The sequence below is a fragment of the Corynebacterium sp. LK10 genome (assembly GCF_008042455.1).
Classification (GTDB): Bacteria; Actinomycetota; Actinomycetes; order Mycobacteriales; family Mycobacteriaceae; genus Corynebacterium; species Corynebacterium jeikeium_D.
Window position 1 is genome coordinate 1 of the sequence record NZ_NOVT01000033.1, and the last position, 21,845, is coordinate 21,845.

Genomic DNA, 21,845 nt, shown 5'->3' on the forward strand with positions numbered 1-21,845 from the left:
CGCTGGCTAGTCGTGTTGGATGGAGATGAGTATCGGTGGCGTTCGCGTCGCGCCCAACGGCCGCATCTACCCCTTTCCCACGCTGTGCCTACACCTGTAGTCACTACTTGACTACAGGTGTAGTCCGAAAGGTGTTTTAGTCCCCTGAACTGCGCTATCGGCAGTCGCTTCGGTCTCCGTAGCCGACGGACAGTTGGCACCCTCTCGCGCCCCGCCGCAAAAAGGGGGTCGCAGCCGCGAGACTAGCCCGCCAGGCCTTCTAGCAGCTCCTGCTCCAGTACTTTGTCGCTAAAACGGTTGAAGAGATCGACGGCACGGTAGTAATCGAAGTCGTGTGGAGACTGGACTTCCAGGGCTGCAATGAGTTCATCCCGGCAGCGCTGCACCTGCCCTCTCACCTCGCCGAGCACCTGGTCAACGGGCGGCGCTGTCCACGCCGGCGAGGCTTCATCGAGCACGCTCATGGCATCGAAGTACTCGTTGCCGCACCTCTGGCGGATGTCGTTGGTAAGCCGGAAGAAGGTCTCTCCTGGGTGAACATCATCGCGCCAGTCGATGTCGGCCCACGGTCGCACGATTGAATCGTTGTTGTGACATGCAGGCCGCAAGACAATGACAGGCTCTGAAACAGCATCGGTCAGCACGCCGTCTATGAGGGCAACGTTGCGTAGCGCTGTTCTGGCTATCCGTTCTGCAGCATCGAGCGCGGGCTCCGGGTTGGTGACAATCCAGCCGCCTCGCTTGGTTCGAGTGAGAGACTGCATTGGCAGATCTTGAAGCTCAATGGGGTTGGCATCGAGATGCCGGTTTACTGCCGTGCTGTCGAGGTGAGCGATGCGGCAGTAGATCTTCCAGTCCTCGGGGATGTTGTGGATTGGTTCTTCCCTGCGGTAGGGAGTCCATCGGCTAGCGGCGTCGTCGGAGAACCTTTCTTGGAGGTCGCTGCCAGTGGCGTTTCCACTGTTTTTATCCCAGTAGGTTGCGGTTTTCGGGTCGAAGTAGACACCATCTGACGGGTCATAGCCGGTGAGGTTACGGCTGATCTGAGTGCCCTGAATGCTGGGAATGGTGACCTTGATGGGGCGTATGAATTGTGTGCTACGGGGGAGAATCTGCCGCCCTTGGGTGTACGGGAGGGTCACGACGATAGGGAGCGTGACGCTGACGGCTTCGTGAGCGCTATTGGCTCCACATCGAGCATTGGCGGTACTCATGGGAAACCTTCTTTCGCGTGGTGGTGTTTTGGTTCCCCTGCAGTATTGGGCACAGTGTTGTAAACCTGGCCGACGCAGTGTGGTTGATGATGGTTCGGGGGCTGCTGCTGCGGACACTCCTCTGCGTTCCCACCCTGCTAAGCAGGGTATTTGGGTTTCTAGCGTGTCAGTGCTGCTCGTCGCGAGGAAAGCTTCTGGTCAAGGTCAAGCTTGCGGGCTTCTGCCATGCCGGCTTCGAGAGCGGTGGCGCTGAGTGCTGCTGTCCGCCGGGTGGCTTTTACGCGGGGGAAAGCTTTATTGAGTGCTGCTTTTGCTCGCAACTCGTCATCAGCAAGCATGATTTCCGTGCCGACGCCGGATTCTTTTGCGACGTCCTTATCGGCCTTAGCTAGGCGGATTTCGACTCCGTTAGAGAATCCGTACATGTAGCTGCGTCGCAGTTGGGTGGTGTTGAGCGCGGAGAGTGCATCGGCTTTCTGCTTTGTTGCTCCCGCTGCCATGATGTTGTTGAGCATGGGAAACAGCATCATTACGCGCTCGATGTGGCGTCGCGCGCCAAAGAGGAAACCTGTCTTATCGGTGAATACCACTCGGCAGTGCAGTGCTCGGCTGATTTTGGTCAGTAGGTACTGCTGAAGTGGGATGTAGCGACCGTGCAGGTGCACGATTTCGCGGAGAATGTCGGAGGGGTTGTGCTCGGCATCTTTGATGTCGGATTCCTTTAGCCCGTAGCTGGCAAGCAGTGCGAATGCTTTTTCCTGGAAGGCGTCTCCTTCAGGTGTTCCTGCTCGGTCTTGTGCCTGCGCCAGCAACTTTTGAATCTTGGTCTTGATTCCGTCGATGTCCTTTGCCATTGTCCTGTCTCCTTCTGCGCGTGCAATGCGTGTGTTGGTGATGGGTTTAGGTTCGCATTCGCAGTGGAGAAACTGGCCGGTTTAGTTCTGCGGGAAGCGTGCTGTTTTCCCAGTTATTCGCAGTTTTTTGGGGCGGACAGTCGATTGCTGCGGGCTTAGTCTAGGTCAAGTTGGTGACGCAGTGATGCGGCGGGGAGCTCTCCGAGCAGATACGTGTGGAGCAGTGTGCGGTGTTGGTCGCCGCCTCTGTCGAAGTAGTCCTTGGCAGCGTCGGAGCCTGCGGTGACGGTGGCAGTAAGATCAGCGTGGTACTTGATTTCCCGGAGCTTGCGGGATGCCGCGCGACCTATTGCTGTGGCGGCAAAGAAGAAAATGACGGCTATGGTGGCGAAGATGAACCCGAGGCTGCTGTTTGTGGGCGAGATTGCCCATGCGAGAAGTACTAGGAAGCCGGACACTGCCGTCATCATGCTTACCAGCGCAATCATTCGTTCGAGAGTGGTAGTGCGGGGCTTCTGCAGGTGTCGGCATAGCGCTCGGGCGACAACCCATTCGCCGGCAGGAGTGCCGTTGAGGTCACGGACAATTCTCTGAGGAGCGATGAACGTTTGCCCTGATGAGTCGATGCCAGCGGTGGCGCCGATGCGGATGCGGTTTGGTTGTTGGGTATTCAGCATCTGGCTGTAGCGGGATAGGGTGTCCTCCCACCAGGGGTGATGGGTGCGCGAGGGTGACGGCATGGTGTTGCGATGTCTCCCTTTTTTAGAGGTAGGCGACGATTGCGAACCCACAGTCGATGTAGGCGGCATCTGAGCGGTCGATGCCGTTGGCGTCGAGGATGGCGCTGAGCTGGTTTTCCCAGTCCCCTTCTCCTGTGAATGGTTCGTCGAGGTAGATGTCGGTCTTTTCGTTTCCGAGGGCGACGGTGATGAAGTCTGCCCCTTTGTCTACGTAAAGGTGTCCGGCGCATTCAATTCCGCTGAGTGGTTCGTAGATCTCGGGGTCGTGTTCGATTTCTTCGGTGTAGTAGGTCATGCTGGTGTTTTCCTAGTGTTGGGCGCAGGACGTGGATGTGTCACGTCCCAGGATGGTCGGACTAGATTTCGGATAGTTGTGCGGCCGCAAAGACTCGGCCTTCCAGATCTTCAAACGATGTGGGCTGCTGGAAGCGGAAGTCTTCGCTGTTTACTGCTTGAAGGTCGAGGATGAGAACTTGGCTCGCGAGTTCCTCCAGCTGACAGACTGGAGCGATGACACTAGCTTTGATGGACTTTTCAATGGCTGCGCCTGTGGTGTCCGCGATTCCAGCAGCTTCGGCTTTTTCGCTGATACTCTGGGCTTTCCGGGCAAGCTGATCGACTTTGAGCATGTTTTCCAGGCAGTCGAACAGTCGGTTCGTCAAGATGGCGCCTGTCGCATTACGTTCTCCGAGGATTCCTTTTTTGAAACAGTCGGAGTGGGCAATCGCACCGATGGCCGCGACTGCTCGATCTGCGTATTCGACTATGTTGTCGTAGCGGAATGCGGCTCGCTCAATGACTGGCGCTTCAGGGGTTGAAGCGGGCTTTTTCCAAGTAAACCAGCGTCGTTGGGAGCTCTGAGGTTGAGCTGGGGGCGGAGAGTTTTTCGTTACCGCTACCCAGCCTGCTGCGGTTTCTCGTACACCGGGGATTGGCATTGCGTGCTCCTTTCCTGTTGGGCTTTCCGGGCGTCTCTGGATTTCATTGTTCCCTAGTGGTGCTTTCCATTGGCCACATCTGCGCGATGAAAGCGGACAGTAAAACTCCCCGCGTATTCACGGGGAGTTTTACTGTCCGCAATAAACTAGGCGTGACGTGGCTTTTTATGCTTTCCGGTCTTCTCGGAATGCTTGGTGTCTCGCTTCGTCTGCCAACTGCGGATATTGAATCGCGATTTGCGCGAGGATGCGGCCTTTGACGATGGAGCCGGCTGTTTTTCGGTCTTCCTTGTGCGCAAGTGCGCTGATGGAGTTGCGGTGTGCGTCGTAGTTACTTCCCATGTGGCGAAGCCAATTGACCGCAATGCGCTTAAGAAACTCGGGGTCGGACTGCATTGTCGCGGGTGGCTTGTCAGGGTTTCGGCGATTGTAGTGTTGAATTGCCTTTCTTAGAACCCGCGATAGTGGCCAGTTGGGGATTTCAACGGGGACTTGTCTTGCCGCTGCGATAAGTGCGGTTCCACTGGTCACTTGGCTGCTCCAACGGTGGCGGCACCGACGGCCAGTGATGCAGCGGGGTATTCCACCGCGTCGTATCCGCATAGGACTGAGCGCAGTGCGTTGGCCGCGGTGACGTCCCGGCTGTAGCCACCTACGATGTGCAAGTTGGGGGTTGCGCCCCCATCTTCTTCCCAGGCTTGGGTGACCTCCGGCCGGTCAATGAGGTCTTGAATGACGCAGCATACTTCTTCTTCGATGTAGTCGAGGAGTGTGCGAGCAGAGATGTTGACCGAGCCAATGGGGTCAGGCAGTGAGATTGTCACGTCCCCTGTGGTGTCGGTCTCGTGGGTGGCAAGCCGAGCTTCGCCGACATCGAAGGCCGCATTCAGCCTCCATTGGCGATCAGGGGAAAAAGCAGGATTAGCTTCCCTGGCGATGCGACCAGCCACAGCCGCATAGACGCGGCGCTCGCCTCCGTTGGGATCGACGATATGGAAGGTAACCTCACCGCGCTTGCGCACGCGATTGCATTTGACCAGGGACAATGATGTACTCGTGGCGCCGAAATCGAAATAGGTGACGTAACCAGTTGGAGAGTGCTCAGGCAGGGATGCGGCTATCGCTTCCTGCGGAGAGATGGTATAGACACGGATACCGTGTCGCTCCAGGCCGACAATGTAGGAATCCACGATGTAGTCAGGCCAGTGATTCGGGATGATGGCGACGAGGCAATCAGGCATGGCGCCGAGGTTGGTTTTCGCCTGTTCGACGGCTGGTGCGGTGACCATTTGGATAAGCGTGGCGGAGCTGTAGGGGACATCGGCGATAACCCACGGCTTATTGGCCAGTGACCGCGTGATGTTTCCGACCCATTCGACGGCCTCCCCGCCCCAGTCGGGCCCGTGAAGCACGCCGTCGCTATCGACTGGAAGGGATGCTGCGTAGGAATCTCCGCTGGGGAAAAGAACCGGCTGGATAACACCATCTTCGTCCACGGTTGCAGCCGAGATGGTTGCGGTGCCCAGGTCAATGGCGACGCAGGTTTTCTGTGGCTTCGGTGCCATGCGCTTTCTCTTTCTTTGTTGCGTGGGTGGTGTTTGTCGATTGATTGTCGCACTTGCCCGCTTCCCGAACTGCTGGAACAAAGCCTGCTTTGAGGAAAGCGGCTGTAGGTCACAATCTTTCTCAGCTGCTTTGCAACAACCTAGAAAAGGACGCTCAAGGAGAAAACTGATGTCTGCAACAACTGAGAAACTGCGGTCTGCCCCGTCATCGCTTCGGATGTGGTGGGAAGGTGTGGCATCGAGAGGGGGACGCGGGGCCACTGTCGGGGTCGCTGTTGCAGCAATTGCGCTGGTTGGCGCCCTGATTGCGGGTTTCTTTTACCTACGACCGTTGGACAAGGAAGCTTACAACGACTATTTGGTGCAGCTGAATAAGGGAGACTTGCCAGCACCGCCGTTTATTGGTTGGAAGCAGCAGGAAACGAAACCGCCAGAGAAACTAGATGAGCTGAAAGACATTTCAGCTCTTAATCGCTCAGAGTGCGTTCCAGGGGGTGAGCTTCATGCCGCCGCGGAGAACATGATTATCGAGGGGGCTCGTAAGTGGTCTGGCACTGAGCTGGTGCAAACCGCGTACAACGCCAACATTCGGGTGGATGTTTCAGACGCGCCGATGAAGGAGCAGTACAGGCCAGTTCGTGACTGGTTGGAACAGTGCGATCTGGTGGAGTTCAATCAGCAGGATCGGACAGTGAGGTTGACGCACAAGTACATGCCGATTGATATGCAGGAAAAGTACGGTCTCGCTGACACCGGCGTTATTTATGCTCAGACTGTATCCACCACGACGCCTCAGGGCTTCCAGGGAAGTTCCTCGACGCTGACGGCACTCGGCCGCACTGACGATACGACGCTGCGAGTGAAGCTGACGTTCCGTGGCCGCGTCGATGACAATGCTCTCGACACGCTTGGCATCCTGTGGAATGCGCAGGTTGCGAAGGTGCTGGCGAAGGAAAAGCAAGGCGCGTAGTTTTCAATAGTTAAAGCCCGGTAGGTACAAGGACTAGTGATAGTTCCTTTTCTACCGGGCTTTTATCCTGCGCCCCGCGCTGTGGCGGGGCGGTGGGTGGCTAGTTCCAGGTTCCGACTACCCAGATACCGGGGATCCCTGCGAGCCACTGCTCGGCAGCGGCATCGTATGGCTCTGGGGCTTCGCAGGATTCGACATAAACTCCCTGATCGGAACCTCCGTTCGGGGAGGTTTTTTCGAGCTGCTCGCCGTCTGCGGTGGTGAAGGTCACAAAGTCGAAGTGTCGCTGCTCGCCTGTGTAGCCGCCGTTTTCGTCGGTGATTGGCACCTGCCCTGCATCAATCTGGACTGTGGCCTCTACCTCGATGACCTGCGCGATGGCGGTATCGATATCAGTGCCATCGTCGGCGATTGCGAGGATTTGTTTCTTCTGCTCGTCGGTGAGAGGGCGTCCGTGCTCTGCCTCCAGCTCTGCTAGGTCATCGGCGTTGAGCATGTCGCGGGATTCCTGCTCGTGATCGCGGAGGAATGGTTGCCAGTTTTTGCGACCAAACAGGCGGTCGAGTGCCGGCCAATCCTGGGGGTCAGCGGAGTCTGCCCACTTCCCAGTGGTTGGATTTCCGACTGCGATGCTGGACTTTTGAGTATCGATGTCGAAACCGATGATGGCTTGCTTATCGTCGATGTCGGCGATGAGGATGTTCATGAGGCTGTCGGTTCGATCGAATCCAGCGGGTGCGTTGGTGAAGTCGAGAGTGTTGATGTCGATGGTATTCATCGTCGGACTCCGTTTCCGGTTGTGGCGAACAGTGCTGCTGCCAGCATGGCAGTGCCGTTTTCATACCTGGCCGAAAAACGTCAGTGGAGGTCTTCCATTGGCGGAGCCAGTTGGCGGATAAGGTTGGACAGTTGCTTGGGTGGTTTGTGAAACATCCAAAAGCAGGCGCAACTGGTTTACATCAGCGTCAATCGCCTGCTCTCGAAACCCCAGCTAGTGCCCCTTGTGGATTTCCCTTGTCAGCTTCCTTATTTCGCTCTTATTGGGTTTAGCTCCGGCTTTTTTGAAGTGATTCTCAAGATTCTGCTTTGTTTCCTTTTCGGACTTTCCGACAGGAACATTTCCCGCAAGCTTCTTCTCAAAATCCTTAATTTTCTTCTCGAAGTTCTTACCCATTCGAGCCATACATTTGCCTCCCTATGGCCATAAATCGATAATGGCTGATTTTGTCGCCACTAACCGCAGAGAATTTGACAGCGACAGACTGGACACTCGGAATATTAATTGCGATTCCAAATGTGTACATCAGCTTAACCCCGCGCCCCCATTTACTCCTGCCCAACGTTCAGCCGCGTAACGCAACCCCTCGCAAGCTACGAGGAAATCATGCCGGTAGACAGTGAAGTCAAGCTCCCAAGCATCATCGATGCCGAGATGGATTCCTTCACTACCTTCCCATGTCACATAGGTGCCAAGGTTTTGCAGCTTCTCCCACTGAAGGATGCCGTTTCCGTCTCGACATGACTCGTATTCATCGCGGATGTTGAAGCGATCCGTGTCGTTCAGAACGAACTCTTTTTCAATCTCCTGAAGACGATCAGTAATCCACTGATTGCAAACTTCTTGGCTTTCTTCAGTGAGTTGTTGATGATGACCAGCAATGCTCATCTTCTCTGCCCAGTAGTTGCGGTCTATGTGATCGACATTGAGGAAGTCTTTGAGCATGTCTGCCTCGCGGGCGATTGTGTGGGCGCCGCACCAATCGCCATGAATACAGGCGTGTCCGGGCCAGGTGACAACATGGAAAGAGCAGTTACCGGGGAACGGATCAGTAGTGCTGTGAAAATACAGGTGACGGTACAGCCCATCAGCGTGGTGAATCGTCATCTCATAATCAGATAGTCGGGTGCGGATACGTTCAATATCGGCTGTGTTTACAGCAGGCATGGTTTTCTCTATCTATCGGCGAATATGGTCTTATCAGGGCAAGTGCTTAGGTTGATGACACAGTAGCGCCGCGTCTTTATGACAATCCTATTTCGGTGGCGCGTTGGCGGGGGATCTCGGGGAGTGTCCCTGGATTATCTAGACAGGATGCAGGCATGGGAGGCAGGTCATTTCCCAATGGGCTCACACGGATCACAGCACCAGGTTGGGTTAGTGCCCACGGGTGGGTGTGTGCTGGCGCGGGGTAGGTTTTCACCGCGTAGGAATCCACAAATCGTGAGTCATCGGCGACGATTTGAAAACGTCTGCCCGACTCCTTTTTCTGAAATGGAGAAAAGGCGTCTTGAACTGCGCGCAGTAGCTTGTCGGTATCGGGTGGGGTCATTGGGGCACAACGGGGAAAACCGTCTGTGCAGTCGTAGGCATCAGTACTGAGCGTCTTTGGTCGTGAGATTGTCAACACGACCTCTAGGCGTAGTGGAACGTCGAGGGGCACCCAGTCTGATCCGACAGCGCGGAGTGCTTCTTTGGTGATGCTGTCGCGCCACTGCCGAAGCTCGGGGCCTGAGGAGTGCATAACCCGCCCCTTAGCTGCTTTCATTGATCCTTGAGTGACGGGTTTGCCCTTTACTACTAGCCATAATTGCCCATCGGGGAGATTGGACAGTTGAGCCAATCGCTCCTTTTTGAGACTGGTATGTGCATCAAGGTGCGGGGGTCGAGCGGTGGTGCGGGTGGTTCTTTTCGTGGGGCCAATTTCAATGGTGGCGCGTTTCCATCCTGATGCGCACGCGGAGCATTTGTCGCTGGTCACCGCGATGATTGCGCCTTTGCACTCTGGGCACCATTTGTGGGTGCCGCCGGAAATCAGGTCGTTGACGTTCAGAATGGATGTCATGCAGGCAATGGTCACACTCGCCCGCTTCCCTTCCGGTTTCAGTGCGTTTGTTTATGCAGGTTGGCGGGGTGTTTCTGAGTTCGGCCAGGTGGTAACGGGCGAGTGATTTGATGAAGCCAGCCGACGAAAGGAACACACCATGAGCGCTTTTACACGAAGCGAGCACAACACCAGCTTCATTGCCTATGAATCAGCCCCCTCACGTAAGCCTGTTGAGATTCATGTCAATGGCAACGAGATGACTACCCGAGTTCATCCAGAGGCGTTCATCACGGAGTATCCGAGCGTGCTCATTAAGAGCGTTAATGTCAAAGACGATCTGGTCTCAGTAACGTTCGATGCTTCGAGTGTGGAAACCCGCAACGGCAAGCCGTTGAGCTTTGATTTTCACGGTAACTGTAAGACGAACTCGCCACTGCACCAGCTTGCAGAAGCTGCTCGTGAAGCCCAGAGGCCTGTCTATGTTGCCTTTGAGATTCGCCGCAAAGTCCGCAACCGGGCTGGCGATTACATTGCTTTTACGACACCGATTAACACCCTGCGTGGCTGTAACGATAACCCTGACGGCAAGGCAACCACAGATGCGACCAGTGGAAATTGCTCGAAGGTGATTGCAGTTCTGGGTTTTGCTGACGAAGAGCACACGCTTATCAGCGAGGAATGTCGCACCAATCCACTCAAGTGGGGTGCGGTGCGAGGCAATTACGACGGCACTGTTCCCCCGCAGGGCTGCATTATTCCGAAGTTGGCAGATGGTTCTCCGGCTGGCTGCATTATCCAGGCATCGGAAGTTCCCGTCGGAGGTATGAGCGCCGATGTGGAAGCGGCTATCGCACGGATTGAAAAGCAGCTAACGGCCATGCGCGGTGCCCCGGCATGTTCGACGAACAAGCCGTGGATGCTGCGTGGGGCTCGCGGCGAGGTCAACCCTGGCAGCTATGCCGTTACTCATGTGCGGCGCGTGCGCTCGAAGGCTCACGAGGTTGTTTCCCAGTCGGCTACCAGCGCTGGAGAGGTCAGCACGGATACGGTTCGATCAGTTGAGTCGTTGCTGACGAAGGCGTTGTTGTGGGTTGCCGATACTGTGCAGGCGCGTATGTGCGGGCGTCTTGACCGGATGGATAAGGCGTGGGACGAGGCGTGCCAGTGGGCGTTTTACGTTGTGGAGGCGGAGTTGCCGTTGCCTGCGGAAGTATTTGCGGAGCAGGGGTCGGTGCCACAGGAGTGGAGTGTGGCGGTTCGCAATCGTGCGTTTGAGCTGTTTGCAGAGGCCGTGGAGCTTACCGCGGAGTACTGCGATTCTTTGTCGAATAAGGGACGTGACACTTCCGAGAAGAAGGAACCGGCAAAGGATGCAGAAACTGCAGATGCTCGTGAATCCACACCGATGCTGTCTGACAGCCCGGAGCTGCGGAAGCGCTGGGATGATTTGATTGTCGCAATCAATATGGGTGGCCACGTGGCGCACTTAAACCCTGCGCTTGTGTCTTGCTTTGGCACCTACCAGTCGGCCGAGATTCCGGCGGAGAAGTTTGAGGAGATGCTCAGCCAGTGGGAAGACCAGCCGCAGCAGTTTGTTGATTTCGCTCGCAACCAGTACCAGGAAAGCATGAATGACGCTGCCTAGCAGCTACTTCATCATTCACACGAAAAGGAATTTTTATCATGGCTCAAGGAGATACCCCGATTACGCTGATTGGCAACCTCGTTGCCGATCCTGAATTGAAGTACACCAACAGCGGTACGGCTGTTGCCAACGTTCGAGTGGCATCTACGCCACGTGTCTATCGTGACGGCCAGTGGGTTGATGGTGAAGGTTTGTTCTTGACCTGCAAGCTGTGGCGCGACATGGCAGAAAACGCCACAGAGACGCTGACCAAGGGAATGCGCGTGATTGTTCACGGCAACCTTCGCCAGCGCTCTTACGAGACGCGCGAGGGTGAACGTCGCACGGTCTTTGAGGTCGAGGCTGACGAGATTGGGCCGTCCCTTCGTTTTGCTACCGCCCAGGTCAATCGCACTGCAAAGAGTGGTGGCAGCAGGCCGTCTCAGAATGGAGGCTTCGGCGGTGGCTCACAGCAGAGCAACGCCGGAGGCGGATTCGGTGGCGGTGCCCCACAGAGTGGCCCGTGGGGGTCTGCCCCGGCAGCCGGTTCCGGCATGGGAGGTGAAGAGCCGCCGTTCTAAGAGGTCTTTAATGTAGTGTTCCGTGGCTGTAGCGCCCTGTGAGATGCGGTTATTCCGCCCTTGCAGGGCGTTTTTGTATCTGGAGCAACCGCTTTATCGGACAGTCGGCGCTGAGCGAAAACATCACTTGACTCACACCCCCAACCACAACCCTTATAGCGTGACCACGGTAGCGCTACCGTATTCACGCTGCTATTCTTGTGTAAACACCGCCACACCGAAAGGAAATAAGCCATGAATAAATTTCCCGCCATCCTCGACTCCGATCGACTAAGAGACCAAAATCAAGATGTCATCATTGTCGAAGACGCTGCGAATGTGATTGTTAAAAACAACTCGCCTTTCTGGTATGAGAAGAACAAAGAAGGATTCGGCGTCAATATCTGCATCCCCGTGGACAAAAGCGAAGACAAGGCCGACTACGAAGCAGCCCTTCGCCGTGCCGGCCTTCGCACTGCACATAACGATGCGGTATGGCTGGTAGAACCTATCGTCTATGCCCTAATCTGCACTCACTACAACCACCCTGGCAAGAAAGATGTCTTTGCAGGATCACTGAGCCAAATCATCAACGCCCTCATCGCTCACAATGACCGTTGGGGCAACGCCGACCTTGCTGCCGACTACTGGCCATACGTGTACTGGTCGGATCCAAACAGCTTCCTACTTGATGATGAGGAAGTCCCCGAAAATCCGGACTACACCGCAGACGTTGCTATCGCGATTGCATCGACCGTCTTAGACGAGTCGCCGAAGCATATCAAAATCACTGATACCGACTATATCTCCCATGATCGGGCAGTAAGAGCGCTTGCAAAAGCCGAAGGAATCAGCAAGCTAATCGCTGGACGTTTTATTGACGATGAAATAGATGAACGCTACTGGGATACGGTCAAGCTCACAAAAGCGCATTTCACAGATCTCCACGAAACTCTCAAGTCAGAGATTCGCAATGGAAATTTAGGTACGGAAGAGTTCGATGACCTAGAAGATGCTTGTGCTGCTTACAAGCAGGCACAGAAGAATCTCAATGAAGCTCTCTTTCGCCGTAATCGAGCAATCATCGAAGCCGCTCGCTCTGGAGTACGCCGTAGAGACATCGCTGCCACGACAGGCCTTGACGTGTCGATGGTACGCCGAATCATCTCCGAAAGTCTCTAACCGTGAATAAGAGATGGAGTCCCTACGATTTGCCGTACCTGCGCGAGGCGCAGGTCGCCGCGTGGCTAAAGCTCGCAGAATTTTGGGGCAGGCCAGAGGCTCACACCAGAGAGAAGGTTCCTGGATCAACCGCGCTCGACTTTCACGCAATGGCCGATGCGCTCCGTGAAGCACCGCTGACGTGGATTGCCCGCGATTTTTGCTCCATGATTCGAGACACGATGGGCACTGTCCCTCAGTGGTCGCCTGAGGAAATCATGCCCTCGCAAAGTGGTCTGGTCGCCTTTGATACGCCCTTGTTTTCCGCTGTCTGGAATGGGGATATTAACAACCAGCGTTACCTAGTGCCGATTGACGCCATTTTTTGGAAAAGAACTGGTGACATGGTGAAAATTCGGGCGCTATCTCGCCTGGGGGAAGCACGGGACGCACTTTCCCCTCTCCGTGAAGGAATCCCGTGGGACGAAGTGTTCGCAACCACTACACACGTGCAGACGCTGCTCGGAAAAGAGTCCGACGTGGAACTAGTCGTGGCCGAGGGGTTTCCTTCTGACGCCACCGGATCCGAGCAGCTAATCGGAGCGTTGGGAGCAATGTGGCTGCTCATGGCACAGCCAACAGTGGTGGAAGAAGCCAATCCGGTTCAGATGCGTGTGAAGCGCCCCGGTGTGCGTACCGGGCAATCTTCTAAAGCGACTGTTCAGGTCAACGTGCGCTCCCTAGTACGTAAGCATCGAGGAGGAAATGGCGGAGGTAGTCGTGGCAAAGCCACGACCCGCTGGTGGGTACGCGGTCATTGGCGCCAGCAGGCGTGGGGGAAGAACCGCAAACTGCGCAAACCTGTCTTTATCGCGCCCCACACTGCCGGAGCGCGAGACGCAGAGGTTATCGAGAAGCCCAACGTCACGGTGTGGAAGAAAGAAGCCTAGATTAGGAGTGATACCGCGCTCGTCCGCAGTCGATATGGGCTACCGGGAGACTGTTGGACGCGATGGAAGCCGCCATGCAGTCACGAGACTGGCATCAAACCTCATGCCCTGCTCATCAATCGTTTCGGCAAACTTTTCGCCTCCAAGCTTTCGCATCACTGCGGCAGTTGTCGCAGCGTCATCAACTGCAGCATGTGCATTGGGATTAAAGACGCCGCATCTTCTAGCTAGGGATTCCAGATTGTACGGCCTGCCGGTCAACTGTTTCGCCAATTCAATCGTGTCAATGAAAGGCAGAACTACGTCTCCTTCATATTCAGCACCAAAGCGGTCAATTTCAGCGCACAACATCTTTGCGTCATAAGGGGAATTGTGCGCCATAAGATGCAGGCCGTGTACGGTGCTGGCGAACTCTGAAAAGATCTGTTTGAACGTTGGAGCCTGCGCAACCATTGCATCGGTGATCCCGTGGATCGCGGAGTTCGTGATTCTCTTCTCGGGATTAATTAGGCTCCCCCAGCGTCCACACTCCCGGAATTGTTGGTCAACAATTACCACGCCGATTTCAACGATTCGATCGCGGCGGACGCTAAACCCCGTTGTTTCGGTGTCCACGATGGCATAAGCGGGCTGGCTAGACGTCATTAAGCCGTTAATGAGAGATGAGAAGAAACCCATATCAGCATGTTAATGCCCTTGTTGTCACTGACTGACCATGAACAGACAGACTTAGCCTTGTGACTACATCGGTAGTCAGCCGGGTAGTCAAATGCTATGCAGCAAGCCCAACTAGCCGGTCGGACTGATTGAGCAGGTCGGCTGCCCAGAACTCTGGCCGGAGTGGGTTTTTGACCTGGGGGTTTGATGCCTCTGGTCGGCATTCCAGCACGGTTGACACCCACTTCCGCGGCCAACTATCGGCGCCGTAGACCGCGCCTGTTAACGCTCCGGTGATGGCAGCGTTGGTATCAGTATCTCCGCCGTAATTGATGGCATGAACGAGCGCTTCTTCGCCACTGTCGGTAATCAGGAGACTTTCGACTGCGATGGATAGAGCTAGGAGCACCCAGCCGATATGGCCGGAGTATCGTCCGACTTTTCCTTGTGTACCAGCGATGATTGCCGAGTACACCTCTTCAGTTTGCGCGGAGGAGAGCATCGCGCTGAGCACTCGGGTCGTGTTTCCGGTCTCGATGGCGGTCACAATTCCGGCAACAAACACGGCATTGGCATCAACGCAGATCGGATTTGGGTGGGTCAGCTCTGCGTCCTGGCGTGCAAACTCCATTGCCTGCTCCAGGCTGATAGTGTCTCGCGCTCCGAAGACTCCCAGTGGGCTAACGCGCATGAGTGCCCCGTTGGATTGGGACTGGGCGTTTGGCTTTCCGGCTAGGCCTGTTCGGCACGTCAGTCCGATGTCGAATGGTGCTGTCGATAGCCAGTGCTGGTAATTAGCGAAAGCGACGCTTGGGTCGAAGGTGTCGGCGTTTTCTAGTGCGCGGATGAGCATCATCGCCATCTGTGAGTCATCGGTGGGCTGGCCGGCGATAAGGTTCCAGGTTCCACCGTTGGCCATGTTTCGCACGCCATTGGGGTACAGCTTGGCGATGGCTTTGGCGGGGAGGAACTCGACGAGGCTTCCTAGTGAGTCGCCGATAAATTGCCCGAGAAGGCATCCTCGGGCGCGGTCTTTAATCGAATCGGCCAGGCTATTGTTCATCATCATTTCCATATCGCCGAGGCTATCGAGCTCAGGTTTCCGCCTGGCCGACATCCGGGACTGCGGAGCGGAGCCACAGTATGTCACGTCCCCTCCCCCCTACTCGACCGCAGCAACCCCGCGGCAGGAAAGCGGCCTGCCCTTACAGTGAAGCCCAGCAACATCCATTTTTCACCGCCTGACCTGGAGGACAACCACTGATGGCTAAAGCCAGACGCCGACCATCCCCCTTGGAGGATGCTGCTCGCCGCCATTCACAGCAGCTCTTTAAAGACTGGATTGCCCTCACTTTCCGCGCCGACCACTTCCGGGCCGGCCCAGTTCCTCTGCCAGTAATCCATGTCTTCCTTGCGGTCGCGGCTATAGCTGTGGTGTGGAAAGTCCCCAGTCTGCGCACCTGGGCATTAATTGCGCTCGCCGTCGGTTTTGTCTTCACCGTTGGCCGTGCTGCCATCATCATGCCGGAGCGCAGAAAACGACTCCTGACGCTTTATGAACAGATTCAAAAACGAGCAGCGCTTCCCCGATCAACTGCAAATTCACCGGCCGCACCCGACCGTCACATCAAGGTGCGCCGATGGGGCGCAAAGTCCACCATCGAAGAGTTCACGCTCACTGTCGGCGACTGCCCTGCTTCCCACAGTGTGTTCGCCCACGCTCCCCTAGAGCAGGCCATCGACAATACGCTTGGGTCGCCAGAGGGCATGTCGTGGGTCTTCGATTGGCCGTCACCCGCGGTCTGCCACGGAAAGCTCGTCGCTAACTCCAGCCCGGAAGTCACGCGGCAAGCATTTGTCCGGTCGGCGTTGTCGGTTGTGGCCACAACGCTTGGAATCAACGCTCGCAATGTCGATGATGGTTTCAATGTCACCTTCGACGGCTGGCAAGAGGTCGAAACTCGCGCAGGCCTGCAGGTTATGGTTCCCCAGACCATCGCGATTGACTACGGTTCTTTCGACGATTCCAACCCGGCTGCTCGCAGCCAGGTGGAGCGCACCTTCGATAAGCGCATCAAGGCTCCCGGCGAGTGGATGTATTCATGGGACAGTGGCGTGCTGACAATGCAGCAAGAAGACAGGCAATCGACCGAGGCCAAGCGTAAGCGCACCACCCGCAAGATCGAGGACAACGTAATCGGCATGGTTCGCGGCAATGATCGCCGCGCAGATGACCCAGTGGTGACCGTGACGAAGTGGCTGGAGAACAGCAGTTTCCCCGTTGACCATCCGCAGAAGCTGCATATTGACTTCAGCACCCGCAATCTTGCCGCACGGCGCACTCGGGATGCTTTCGAGTCCAACTTTGATGACACGATGAAAGCCGCGTACCCGTCGGTCGTGTGGCTGTATAACTGGACGTCTACCGGGGCGGAAACAACGTTGGATATTGCCGCAGTTCCTGCGCGGTCAAAGTTGGCGCTTCGCAAGGCGGCGGAGCGTCGCTTGCGCAACGTGGTCGAATCGAAGTTCGGCAACTCTCGGAACTTCGTGGACTGCGATATTACTTCCTGGCAGGACAATCTCAGCCAAAAGGGAGAGGCACTGCCTCAAACTGCTCGTGTGAACTTCGGCGACTACGATGTCACAAACATTGAGACTCAAGACTCGTTTGAACAGCACTGGAACTCATTGACCACTGATAATGACTGGCACTACAAGTGGTCTCCCGCGAGTGGAATTGTCGAGATGAACGCAGTCCCACCGCTTCCCCAATCCATCGTGTTTCCTCAACCAGGAACAGAAGAGTTTAAGCGAGTTAATCAGCTTGCTAGAACAGGAAAGTTCATTCTCGGCCCTCAGATGGGAGGCGGAGACTTGGTATGGGACATAAATAGTGTTCCACACGGACTCGTCGGCGGACGTACCAACAGCGGAAAAAGTGTGTTACTCAGCAATATTCTGTTCTACGGCCTTTACAACCCAGACATGTTTGAGTTCTTCGTATGCGATCCGAAACGCACTGACTTTACCTGGACTCCTGAATTTCCAAATGTCACCCGTTTCGCAGCTCGACCAGAAGACATTGTTCACACAATCTCCTTGGCGCGACAGGAAATGGATCGTAGGCAAACGTTGCTAGGGAAAGTCGGCGTTAGAAACGTCGGACAATTGCGAGAACTCTATAGACGCCAACCGGAGCTGGAAAAGAAATACGGCCCAGCGCCTAAACGATTGGTACTGTTCTTCGACGAGCTGGCACAGTTCTTGTCCAAGAGTTCAGATAGTGACCTGGAGGAACTCAAAGACGAAGCACGATCCGATTTGGAGTCCATTGGTCTTCTAGCCAGAGCTATGTGGGTTCATGTCATTGCTGCCGCGCAGAAACCATCTGCCAAGGTCATTTCTTCACAGCTGCTCGAACAGTTGGAATTTCGCGTTTGTGTCGGCCCCGTAAATATTTACACTTCACAGCAAATTATGGGATCCGACCACGGCACGAGATTCCCCTCTGGGGGAAGCCCTAAAGGACGTGCATGGGCCTACGACTCCAAGGACGGTTACCGCATGGCTCAGGGATACTATCTCCCTGACGAAAGTGGGCCACTACCTTGGGATCCGACTATTCATGCAGCGGGTTTCAAAGAGATTGTCCGACAACGCCTGCAAACGCTGGGATATGCCCGGACAGAGATTACGAATAGTGACGGCGGGGTGGAACCCCGTTGGGTTAAGGTGGAAAATTAGAGGACAAAATTCAGGGGCGTATCGAAGTGGAAACATCCTTCGATACGCCCCTTTTTTGGGCTGTCGTGGCTTAAGCAGCCTTCGTTCGCATGTCGAGCATGTGGTTGGCGATGAACTCCACTGTCCAGTCGGCGACGTCATCTCGGGAATAGCCACAGTTGACGTTCTCACTACGAATGTAGTCGTATGTGGCGGTCATTAGCTCCTGGTTGTCCTCGATGGCATCAAGTTCAGCGTCGGTGAGGTGGTAGACGCGGGAATTGACCTCATGCAACTTGCTGAACAGGTAGTCAATGGTCAGCCCCTCAGCTCCTGGAAGGGCGTTGGCGAGAGCTTCCGACGCGCCCGAGCTGGCGTGAAGCTTGCTGCTGTTGCAGCGCTCCCAAATGGCATCGTCGTGAACAACGACGGTGGTTTTGTCTGAGGTCTTCCAGGAGACGGAACCGCGCTCGGGGTCGATGGTCACGTCGAGGGCGACAAGAGCGTAGTTGATTTCGATGAAGGCGAGGGTGCTGGTGCTCATTAGGGCAAGCTCCTTTGGTGGGCTGTTGGTTCTTGCCTGAGCATGTCAATGAGCTAAAACGACCTGGCCGACCGTGGCGACTACGCGCGTAGTCGCGCCGACCGGTCGGACAGTCGAGCCTCTGCCTTCCCTCGCAGCCTACAGCTTCAAGAAGAACTTGCTGCCTTTTTGCTGGGAGGTTCTGTGGAAGTTCTTTCCCCCTGTCATCTCGACAGGGGTCCTGTAGGGGGCGGCGACTGTAAAACCGCAGCTCTTGTAGAACTTTTTTAGTTTCGTGTTGTTGCCTAGTTCAGTGTCAATCTGCCCACAAATAACATCATATCCGAGCCCTCTTGCGACCTCGACAGCGTTTTCCACAAGCGCATGTCCAATTCCTACTCCGCCATGCGCTGAGTCAACAGCCAATTTCGATAAATTGATGCGCTCGAGTGCAGCGTCAATCCGCCGATTACGCTCTGCGGGGTCAATCTGGTCATCGCAGAAGTGCCAGATGATGAGACTACGGGGTGAGGCAAGATGCACGGCACCGTAGATTTCGTTGGAATCCGGCGCAAGAGCCACAATGAGCCTTTCATTCAGCATTGCCCAGTTCTTCGCTCCACAGCTTTCTAGGTGCGCTCGATCTCTCTCGATTTCTTGCGCGGTGGCAGCAGACATCTCGAAGCCGTGTGTAGAGAGAAACTCTGCAGTCTTCATGCGGAGCTCCTCGTTTTCTTCTTGCACCACTTCGATGCGGTAGTCCTTGCCCATTGTCTCTCTTTCCTGAAAACCTACGGACTAGCGCTGTCTAATCCTGGCTAATCGAGCTTCGATTTCTCATCCTATCTGCGGAAAGCGGGCTGGTGCCACAATAATCGAGCACCACAAAACATCCACATGAATGTAGGAACGCTATGCGCATTTTCAGTTCGATCGTGGCCATTGTTGTCGCGCTCGGAGTGGCCTATGGAATTGCTCAATGGGCTGGCGATGGTCAGCCACTGTTCAGCGAGGAATGGTTCTCCGTCGTGCGAGAAAAGACTGATTCGGTTATCGACAAGGGGCGTGATTTCGGACAGACACTGCCTCCTCCTGAAAGCATCAATCTCCCGGAGATTCCCCAGGTTGCAACTGATGCGCCAGGCGCTCCAGCACAGGAGCTGAATTAATATGCAAGCCATTTCCAAGATCTTTGGGACGATTGTCTCCATTCTCGTTGTCATCGGCGTCGTTAAAGGTATCGGTGAAGCTGATATGCCTGATGGGTTTGACCTGCAGACCCTACTGGCGTCAATTATCAACGGCATCGCCGATCTGACAGTCTTCCTTATTCCGCAAATCATCCAGGCTGTTAGCAATGCGGGCGGGGTGGCGTAGTCATGGTTATGGGCCCGACGCATTCCATGAGTGGCGCGGCTGTTGGCCTTGCCGTAGCCCAGTTGATTCCTGCATCCTGGGGCGGTGTCACGTCCCCGGCTGAGGCATTCGTTTTCGCCGGCATCGGCGCAGGCGCAGCGCTCCTCCCCGACCTCGACAGCCCACAAGCAACAGTGTCTCGATCGTTTGGCCCCGCCTCAATCGGCCTTTCGCATCTAGTCGAAAACTCAGCGCAAGCCCTGGTCAATGTCACACGCACACCAAAAGACGAATACTGCGGCAACGGACACCGGACAGCGACACACACCATCTGGTTCGCTATCGCCGCAGGACTAGCGTGCTCGGCGCTGGTAGCCATCGGCGGGAAAACCGCGACGATAGCCCTGCTGTTTTTCTTCCTTGGGCTGGGGCTTCGTGGGCTGTTCCCCTCCTGGTCAAAGCAAAACGACTGGCTTGCTATCTCTGCTCTATCTCTAGGTATCGCCCTTGCTGTGTGGCAATTTGTGCCAGCCTCCGCGTCACCGGCTGCTATCGGCTGCGCGGTCGCTGTCGGTGTCCTGACGCACATTTTCGGCGACTGGCTCACCAAAGCTGGCGTACCCATGTTGGGTGGCGTAGTCACGGTCAACGGCAAGCGTTGGTGGGACTTCGGAGCTCCAGGGGCGTTGCGCATCTCCGCTAATGGAACGGCCGATCAGTTCTTGCTGGGGTTGTTTACCTTAATGGTTGGCTACGAGGTTTTCCTGATTGGCTCCGGGCGAACCATTGCGGACAGTCTGCAGGCTATCGGCGGATAAAACATCCGCCCCCACAACTCCCCGCACTAGGCCGGTGGAAACACCGGCCTAGTGCTTTTCATTGTCCTTAGGCGCTCACCTCAGCTTCCACTGGGTCGGTGAACAATGCCCATAGCTGCTGTGTCGCGTCCGTGTAACCGTTGAGGTACTCGGTGCGCTCGGTGAAGTAGTCCTGCATCGAATCGGCGCATTCTTTGTCGAGAACAGCCACGCGGTGCTCCATGTCGAGAAAGTGCTTAATCAGTTCTGGCAGTGCCTGACGTGCTTCTGGGCTATCAGGGTTGGCTTGGAGCTTCTTTACCTGGTCAACTGTGAGCTTCTTGGTCAGCATCTTCTTTTACTCCTCGTCGTCGTTGTTGTTGATTTCATCTTCGCAACCGGCAGTGTTGACCTGGCCGGAATCGCTGCTTGCATCAATCACACTCAGTAGCACCTTGAACTGCTGTTTTGCGGTTTTCTTTCGGTGGACAGTCGCGATGCCTGGCGGCGAAACAAGGGCTTGTCCACGCGTTCTTTTGCACGTCTGCCGGAGCCACACGCAACGCCCCTAAAGCACACGCATCATGCCCAGTGGCGCTTCTAGAAATGTTTGAGTGTCAGATTGACACTCAAAGCGTGACCAGCACTTTTCGCCTGTTTTCAGTAAGGGTGTCAGATTGACACCCTTACCCTGTGTCACTGATGGCTAGTCGGACAGTCACGGTCAGAACGTAGAAAATAGGGCAGGGCATAATGCCCTGCCCCTCGTGGTTTCTAAAGTTGGCGCTGCAGCATCATCGGCATCAAAACGTTGTGCTCAAACGTCGGCTTATCGAACTGCTGCGCCAGGTTCTCCAAGAAGCGAATCTGCTCATCGTTCAAAGGCAAAGTACGCCCCATGTCATCAGCGGTGGTAACCAAGCAGTCGCCGACGTAGAACTGGTGGAGCTGAGCACCTACTGAGTGCATCAGCCACATGACTTGAGTGTTGACCTCGGGGGCGGGAGCAAACATGCCCTCCTCGTCGAGCCAGAAGTCCAGGGCACCCACGCTGGTCTCAAGGGATACAACGTCCACCAGGCGGGCGTTGGTGGCGTTCTGAAGCTCGGCGTAGGTGATGCTGCCGTCGTTATCGACTTCGACGTTGACGGCCTTCATTGGGGCGTTGGGCTTGACTTCGAATGCGGTTGCAGTAGCCATGATGTCCTCCTTGAAAGGAATCTCGTAGGTAGCTGATGTGCTCTCAGCGTCTCAACCGCTACCGACAACCTGGCCGGATTAGTACGCCTGCCACCTTGCCGAGGTAGTGGCCATTTCCAGGGCATTTAGCGCCTACGCCAAACCGGACAGTCGCTATTTCTTATGGGCACACAAAAGAAGGTGAG

General features: G+C 55.6%; 27 protein-coding genes. 9 read left to right on the forward strand and 18 right to left on the reverse strand.

The features are described from left to right. Positions 1-242: 242 nt before the first annotated feature. The 7 genes from CHU70_RS10705 to CHU70_RS10735 form a co-directional block, all read right to left on the reverse strand. Positions 243-1,214: a hypothetical protein gene (locus CHU70_RS10705; RefSeq protein WP_147739813.1), complete on the reverse strand. Its 972-nt coding sequence runs from the start codon at positions 1,212-1,214 to the stop codon at positions 243-245. A 158-nt stretch (positions 1,215-1,372) separates the two neighbouring features. Further along, positions 1,373-2,068, reverse strand: coding sequence for a DUF2786 domain-containing protein (locus CHU70_RS10710; RefSeq protein WP_147739814.1), 696 nt, complete (start codon positions 2,066-2,068; stop codon positions 1,373-1,375). Between the two features lie 155 nt (positions 2,069-2,223). Further along, on the reverse strand, positions 2,224-2,808 hold the full coding sequence (locus CHU70_RS10715) for a hypothetical protein (protein ID WP_147739815.1): 585 nt from the start codon (positions 2,806-2,808) through the stop codon (positions 2,224-2,226). A 22-nt stretch (positions 2,809-2,830) separates the two neighbouring features. Continuing rightward, a complete protein-coding gene (locus CHU70_RS10720) occupies positions 2,831-3,103 on the reverse strand; it encodes a hypothetical protein (RefSeq protein ID WP_147739816.1) in 273 nt (90 codons plus the stop codon). A 61-nt stretch (positions 3,104-3,164) separates the two neighbouring features. After that, positions 3,165-3,746: a hypothetical protein gene (locus CHU70_RS10725; RefSeq protein WP_147739817.1), complete on the reverse strand. Its 582-nt coding sequence runs from the start codon at positions 3,744-3,746 to the stop codon at positions 3,165-3,167. 165 nt (positions 3,747-3,911) lie between these two features. Beyond that, positions 3,912-4,277, reverse strand: a complete 366-nt coding sequence (locus tag CHU70_RS10730) for a hypothetical protein (protein WP_147739818.1) — start codon at positions 4,275-4,277, stop codon at positions 3,912-3,914. After that, positions 4,274-5,311 carry a hypothetical protein gene (locus CHU70_RS10735; protein WP_147739819.1) on the reverse strand — a complete coding sequence of 346 codons (1,038 nt, stop codon included), beginning with the start codon at positions 5,309-5,311 and terminating at the stop codon, positions 4,274-4,276. The genes CHU70_RS10730 and CHU70_RS10735 overlap by 4 nt, the downstream gene beginning before the upstream one ends. A gap of 169 nt (positions 5,312-5,480) precedes the next feature. Between CHU70_RS10735 and CHU70_RS10740 the strand changes: the two genes are divergently transcribed. Continuing rightward, complete coding sequence (locus CHU70_RS10740; RefSeq protein ID WP_147739820.1) at positions 5,481-6,281, forward strand: hypothetical protein; 801 nt, start codon at positions 5,481-5,483, stop codon at positions 6,279-6,281. A gap of 100 nt (positions 6,282-6,381) precedes the next feature. Here the strand turns inward: CHU70_RS10740 and CHU70_RS10745 are convergent, their stop codons facing one another. The 4 genes from CHU70_RS10745 to CHU70_RS10760 all read right to left on the reverse strand — a co-directional run bounded on the left by CHU70_RS10745 (position 6,382) and on the right by CHU70_RS10760 (position 9,124). Next, positions 6,382-7,059, reverse strand: a complete 678-nt coding sequence (locus CHU70_RS10745; RefSeq protein ID WP_147739821.1) for a hypothetical protein — start codon at positions 7,057-7,059, stop codon at positions 6,382-6,384. A 213-nt stretch (positions 7,060-7,272) separates the two neighbouring features. After that, positions 7,273-7,455, reverse strand: a complete 183-nt coding sequence (locus tag CHU70_RS10750; RefSeq protein WP_147739822.1) for a hypothetical protein — start codon at positions 7,453-7,455, stop codon at positions 7,273-7,275. A 129-nt stretch (positions 7,456-7,584) separates the two neighbouring features. After that, a complete protein-coding gene (locus CHU70_RS10755; protein ID WP_147739823.1) occupies positions 7,585-8,226 on the reverse strand; it encodes a hypothetical protein in 642 nt (213 codons plus the stop codon). A gap of 76 nt (positions 8,227-8,302) precedes the next feature. After that, complete coding sequence (locus CHU70_RS10760; protein WP_147739824.1) at positions 8,303-9,124, reverse strand: RusA family crossover junction endodeoxyribonuclease; 822 nt, start codon at positions 9,122-9,124, stop codon at positions 8,303-8,305. Between the two features lie 139 nt (positions 9,125-9,263). Between CHU70_RS10760 and CHU70_RS10765 the strand changes: the two genes are divergently transcribed. From CHU70_RS10765 to CHU70_RS10780, 4 genes are all read left to right on the forward strand, one after another. Continuing rightward, positions 9,264-10,751 (forward strand): hypothetical protein, encoded by a 1,488-nt coding sequence (locus CHU70_RS10765; protein ID WP_147739825.1) that lies wholly within the window; start codon positions 9,264-9,266, stop codon positions 10,749-10,751. Positions 10,752-10,789: 38 nt separating this feature from the next. Then, complete coding sequence (locus CHU70_RS10770) at positions 10,790-11,311, forward strand: single-stranded DNA-binding protein (RefSeq protein WP_147739826.1); 522 nt, start codon at positions 10,790-10,792, stop codon at positions 11,309-11,311. Positions 11,312-11,545: 234 nt separating this feature from the next. Next, the gene (locus tag CHU70_RS10775) at positions 11,546-12,472 is read left to right on the forward strand and encodes a hypothetical protein (protein WP_147739827.1); all 927 of its coding nucleotides are present in this window, start codon (positions 11,546-11,548) and stop codon (positions 12,470-12,472) included. Between the two features lie 2 nt (positions 12,473-12,474). Beyond that, a complete protein-coding gene (locus CHU70_RS10780; RefSeq protein WP_147739828.1) occupies positions 12,475-13,401 on the forward strand; it encodes a hypothetical protein in 927 nt (308 codons plus the stop codon). 39 nt (positions 13,402-13,440) lie between these two features. On the opposite strand, the gene CHU70_RS10785 is transcribed toward CHU70_RS10780, so the two are convergent. Next, positions 13,441-14,079 carry a PolC-type DNA polymerase III gene (locus CHU70_RS10785; protein ID WP_147739829.1) on the reverse strand — a complete coding sequence of 213 codons (639 nt, stop codon included), beginning with the start codon at positions 14,077-14,079 and terminating at the stop codon, positions 13,441-13,443. Positions 14,080-14,173: 94 nt separating this feature from the next. Continuing rightward, on the reverse strand, positions 14,174-15,208 hold the full coding sequence (locus tag CHU70_RS10790) for an ADP-ribosylglycohydrolase family protein (protein WP_147739830.1): 1,035 nt from the start codon (positions 15,206-15,208) through the stop codon (positions 14,174-14,176). Between the two features lie 113 nt (positions 15,209-15,321). On the opposite strand from CHU70_RS10790, the gene CHU70_RS10795 reads away from it, so the two are divergent. Continuing rightward, positions 15,322-17,805 carry an FtsK/SpoIIIE domain-containing protein gene (locus CHU70_RS10795; protein WP_147739831.1) on the forward strand — a complete coding sequence of 828 codons (2,484 nt, stop codon included), beginning with the start codon at positions 15,322-15,324 and terminating at the stop codon, positions 17,803-17,805. Between the two features lie 70 nt (positions 17,806-17,875). Here CHU70_RS10795 and CHU70_RS10800 read toward each other — a convergent pair whose 3' ends face one another. Together CHU70_RS10800 and CHU70_RS10805 are read right to left on the reverse strand one after the other, a co-directional pair. Next, entirely contained in the window at positions 17,876-18,328 is a 453-nt protein-coding gene (locus tag CHU70_RS10800) for a hypothetical protein (protein WP_147739832.1), read from the reverse strand. Between the two features lie 138 nt (positions 18,329-18,466). Beyond that, positions 18,467-19,078: an N-acetyltransferase gene (locus CHU70_RS10805; RefSeq protein WP_147739833.1), complete on the reverse strand. Its 612-nt coding sequence runs from the start codon at positions 19,076-19,078 to the stop codon at positions 18,467-18,469. A gap of 143 nt (positions 19,079-19,221) precedes the next feature. Here CHU70_RS10805 and CHU70_RS10810 point away from each other — a divergent pair, with 143 nt between their 5' ends. From CHU70_RS10810 to CHU70_RS10820, 3 genes are read left to right on the forward strand one after another with little or no spacing between them, the layout of a single operon-like run. After that, positions 19,222-19,476 carry a hypothetical protein gene (locus tag CHU70_RS10810; RefSeq protein WP_147739834.1) on the forward strand — a complete coding sequence of 85 codons (255 nt, stop codon included), beginning with the start codon at positions 19,222-19,224 and terminating at the stop codon, positions 19,474-19,476. A gap of 1 nt (position 19,477) precedes the next feature. Further along, positions 19,478-19,684, forward strand: a complete 207-nt coding sequence (locus CHU70_RS10815; RefSeq protein WP_147739835.1) for a hypothetical protein — start codon at positions 19,478-19,480, stop codon at positions 19,682-19,684. Between the two features lie 2 nt (positions 19,685-19,686). Further along, a complete protein-coding gene (locus CHU70_RS10820; protein WP_147739836.1) occupies positions 19,687-20,481 on the forward strand; it encodes a metal-dependent hydrolase in 795 nt (264 codons plus the stop codon). Between the two features lie 67 nt (positions 20,482-20,548). Here the strand turns inward: CHU70_RS10820 and CHU70_RS10825 are convergent, their stop codons facing one another. From CHU70_RS10825 to CHU70_RS10835, 3 genes are all read right to left on the reverse strand, one after another. Then, positions 20,549-20,812, reverse strand: a complete 264-nt coding sequence (locus tag CHU70_RS10825) for a hypothetical protein (RefSeq protein ID WP_147739837.1) — start codon at positions 20,810-20,812, stop codon at positions 20,549-20,551. A 6-nt stretch (positions 20,813-20,818) separates the two neighbouring features. Then, positions 20,819-21,019, reverse strand: a complete 201-nt coding sequence (locus tag CHU70_RS10830; RefSeq protein ID WP_147739838.1) for a hypothetical protein — start codon at positions 21,017-21,019, stop codon at positions 20,819-20,821. 215 nt (positions 21,020-21,234) lie between these two features. Next, on the reverse strand, positions 21,235-21,660 hold the full coding sequence (locus CHU70_RS10835) for a DUF3846 domain-containing protein (protein WP_147739839.1): 426 nt from the start codon (positions 21,658-21,660) through the stop codon (positions 21,235-21,237). Positions 21,661-21,845 lie beyond the last annotated feature (185 nt).

Coding starts and splice junctions, on each gene's coding strand:
- CHU70_RS10805 (WP_147739833.1), bottom strand. CDS start 19,078: ATGGGCAAGGACTACCGCATCGAAGTGGTGCAAGAAGAAAACGAGGAG.
- CHU70_RS10715 (WP_147739815.1), bottom strand. CDS start 2,808: ATGCCGTCACCCTCGCGCACCCATCACCCCTGGTGGGAGGACACCCTA.
- CHU70_RS10720 (WP_147739816.1), bottom strand. CDS start 3,103: ATGACCTACTACACCGAAGAAATCGAACACGACCCCGAGATCTACGAA.
- CHU70_RS10740 (WP_147739820.1), top strand. CDS start 5,481: ATGTCTGCAACAACTGAGAAACTGCGGTCTGCCCCGTCATCGCTTCGG.
- CHU70_RS10795 (WP_147739831.1), top strand. CDS start 15,322: ATGGCTAAAGCCAGACGCCGACCATCCCCCTTGGAGGATGCTGCTCGC.
- CHU70_RS10775 (WP_147739827.1), top strand. CDS start 11,546: ATGAATAAATTTCCCGCCATCCTCGACTCCGATCGACTAAGAGACCAA.
- CHU70_RS10785 (WP_147739829.1), bottom strand. CDS start 14,079: ATGGGTTTCTTCTCATCTCTCATTAACGGCTTAATGACGTCTAGCCAG.
- CHU70_RS10825 (WP_147739837.1), bottom strand. CDS start 20,812: ATGCTGACCAAGAAGCTCACAGTTGACCAGGTAAAGAAGCTCCAAGCC.
- CHU70_RS10725 (WP_147739817.1), bottom strand. CDS start 3,746: ATGCCAATCCCCGGTGTACGAGAAACCGCAGCAGGCTGGGTAGCGGTA.
- CHU70_RS10765 (WP_147739825.1), top strand. CDS start 9,264: ATGAGCGCTTTTACACGAAGCGAGCACAACACCAGCTTCATTGCCTAT.
- CHU70_RS10710 (WP_147739814.1), bottom strand. CDS start 2,068: ATGGCAAAGGACATCGACGGAATCAAGACCAAGATTCAAAAGTTGCTG.
- CHU70_RS10815 (WP_147739835.1), top strand. CDS start 19,478: ATGCAAGCCATTTCCAAGATCTTTGGGACGATTGTCTCCATTCTCGTT.
- CHU70_RS10820 (WP_147739836.1), top strand. CDS start 19,687: ATGGTTATGGGCCCGACGCATTCCATGAGTGGCGCGGCTGTTGGCCTT.
- CHU70_RS10705 (WP_147739813.1), bottom strand. CDS start 1,214: ATGAGTACCGCCAATGCTCGATGTGGAGCCAATAGCGCTCACGAAGCC.
- CHU70_RS10800 (WP_147739832.1), bottom strand. CDS start 18,328: ATGAGCACCAGCACCCTCGCCTTCATCGAAATCAACTACGCTCTTGTC.
- CHU70_RS10760 (WP_147739824.1), bottom strand. CDS start 9,124: ATGACATCCATTCTGAACGTCAACGACCTGATTTCCGGCGGCACCCAC.
- CHU70_RS10770 (WP_147739826.1), top strand. CDS start 10,790: ATGGCTCAAGGAGATACCCCGATTACGCTGATTGGCAACCTCGTTGCC.
- CHU70_RS10750 (WP_147739822.1), bottom strand. CDS start 7,455: ATGGGTAAGAACTTCGAGAAGAAAATTAAGGATTTTGAGAAGAAGCTT.
- CHU70_RS10810 (WP_147739834.1), top strand. CDS start 19,222: ATGCGCATTTTCAGTTCGATCGTGGCCATTGTTGTCGCGCTCGGAGTG.
- CHU70_RS10835 (WP_147739839.1), bottom strand. CDS start 21,660: ATGGCTACTGCAACCGCATTCGAAGTCAAGCCCAACGCCCCAATGAAG.
- CHU70_RS10735 (WP_147739819.1), bottom strand. CDS start 5,311: ATGGCACCGAAGCCACAGAAAACCTGCGTCGCCATTGACCTGGGCACC.
- CHU70_RS10755 (WP_147739823.1), bottom strand. CDS start 8,226: ATGCCTGCTGTAAACACAGCCGATATTGAACGTATCCGCACCCGACTA.
- CHU70_RS10745 (WP_147739821.1), bottom strand. CDS start 7,059: ATGAATACCATCGACATCAACACTCTCGACTTCACCAACGCACCCGCT.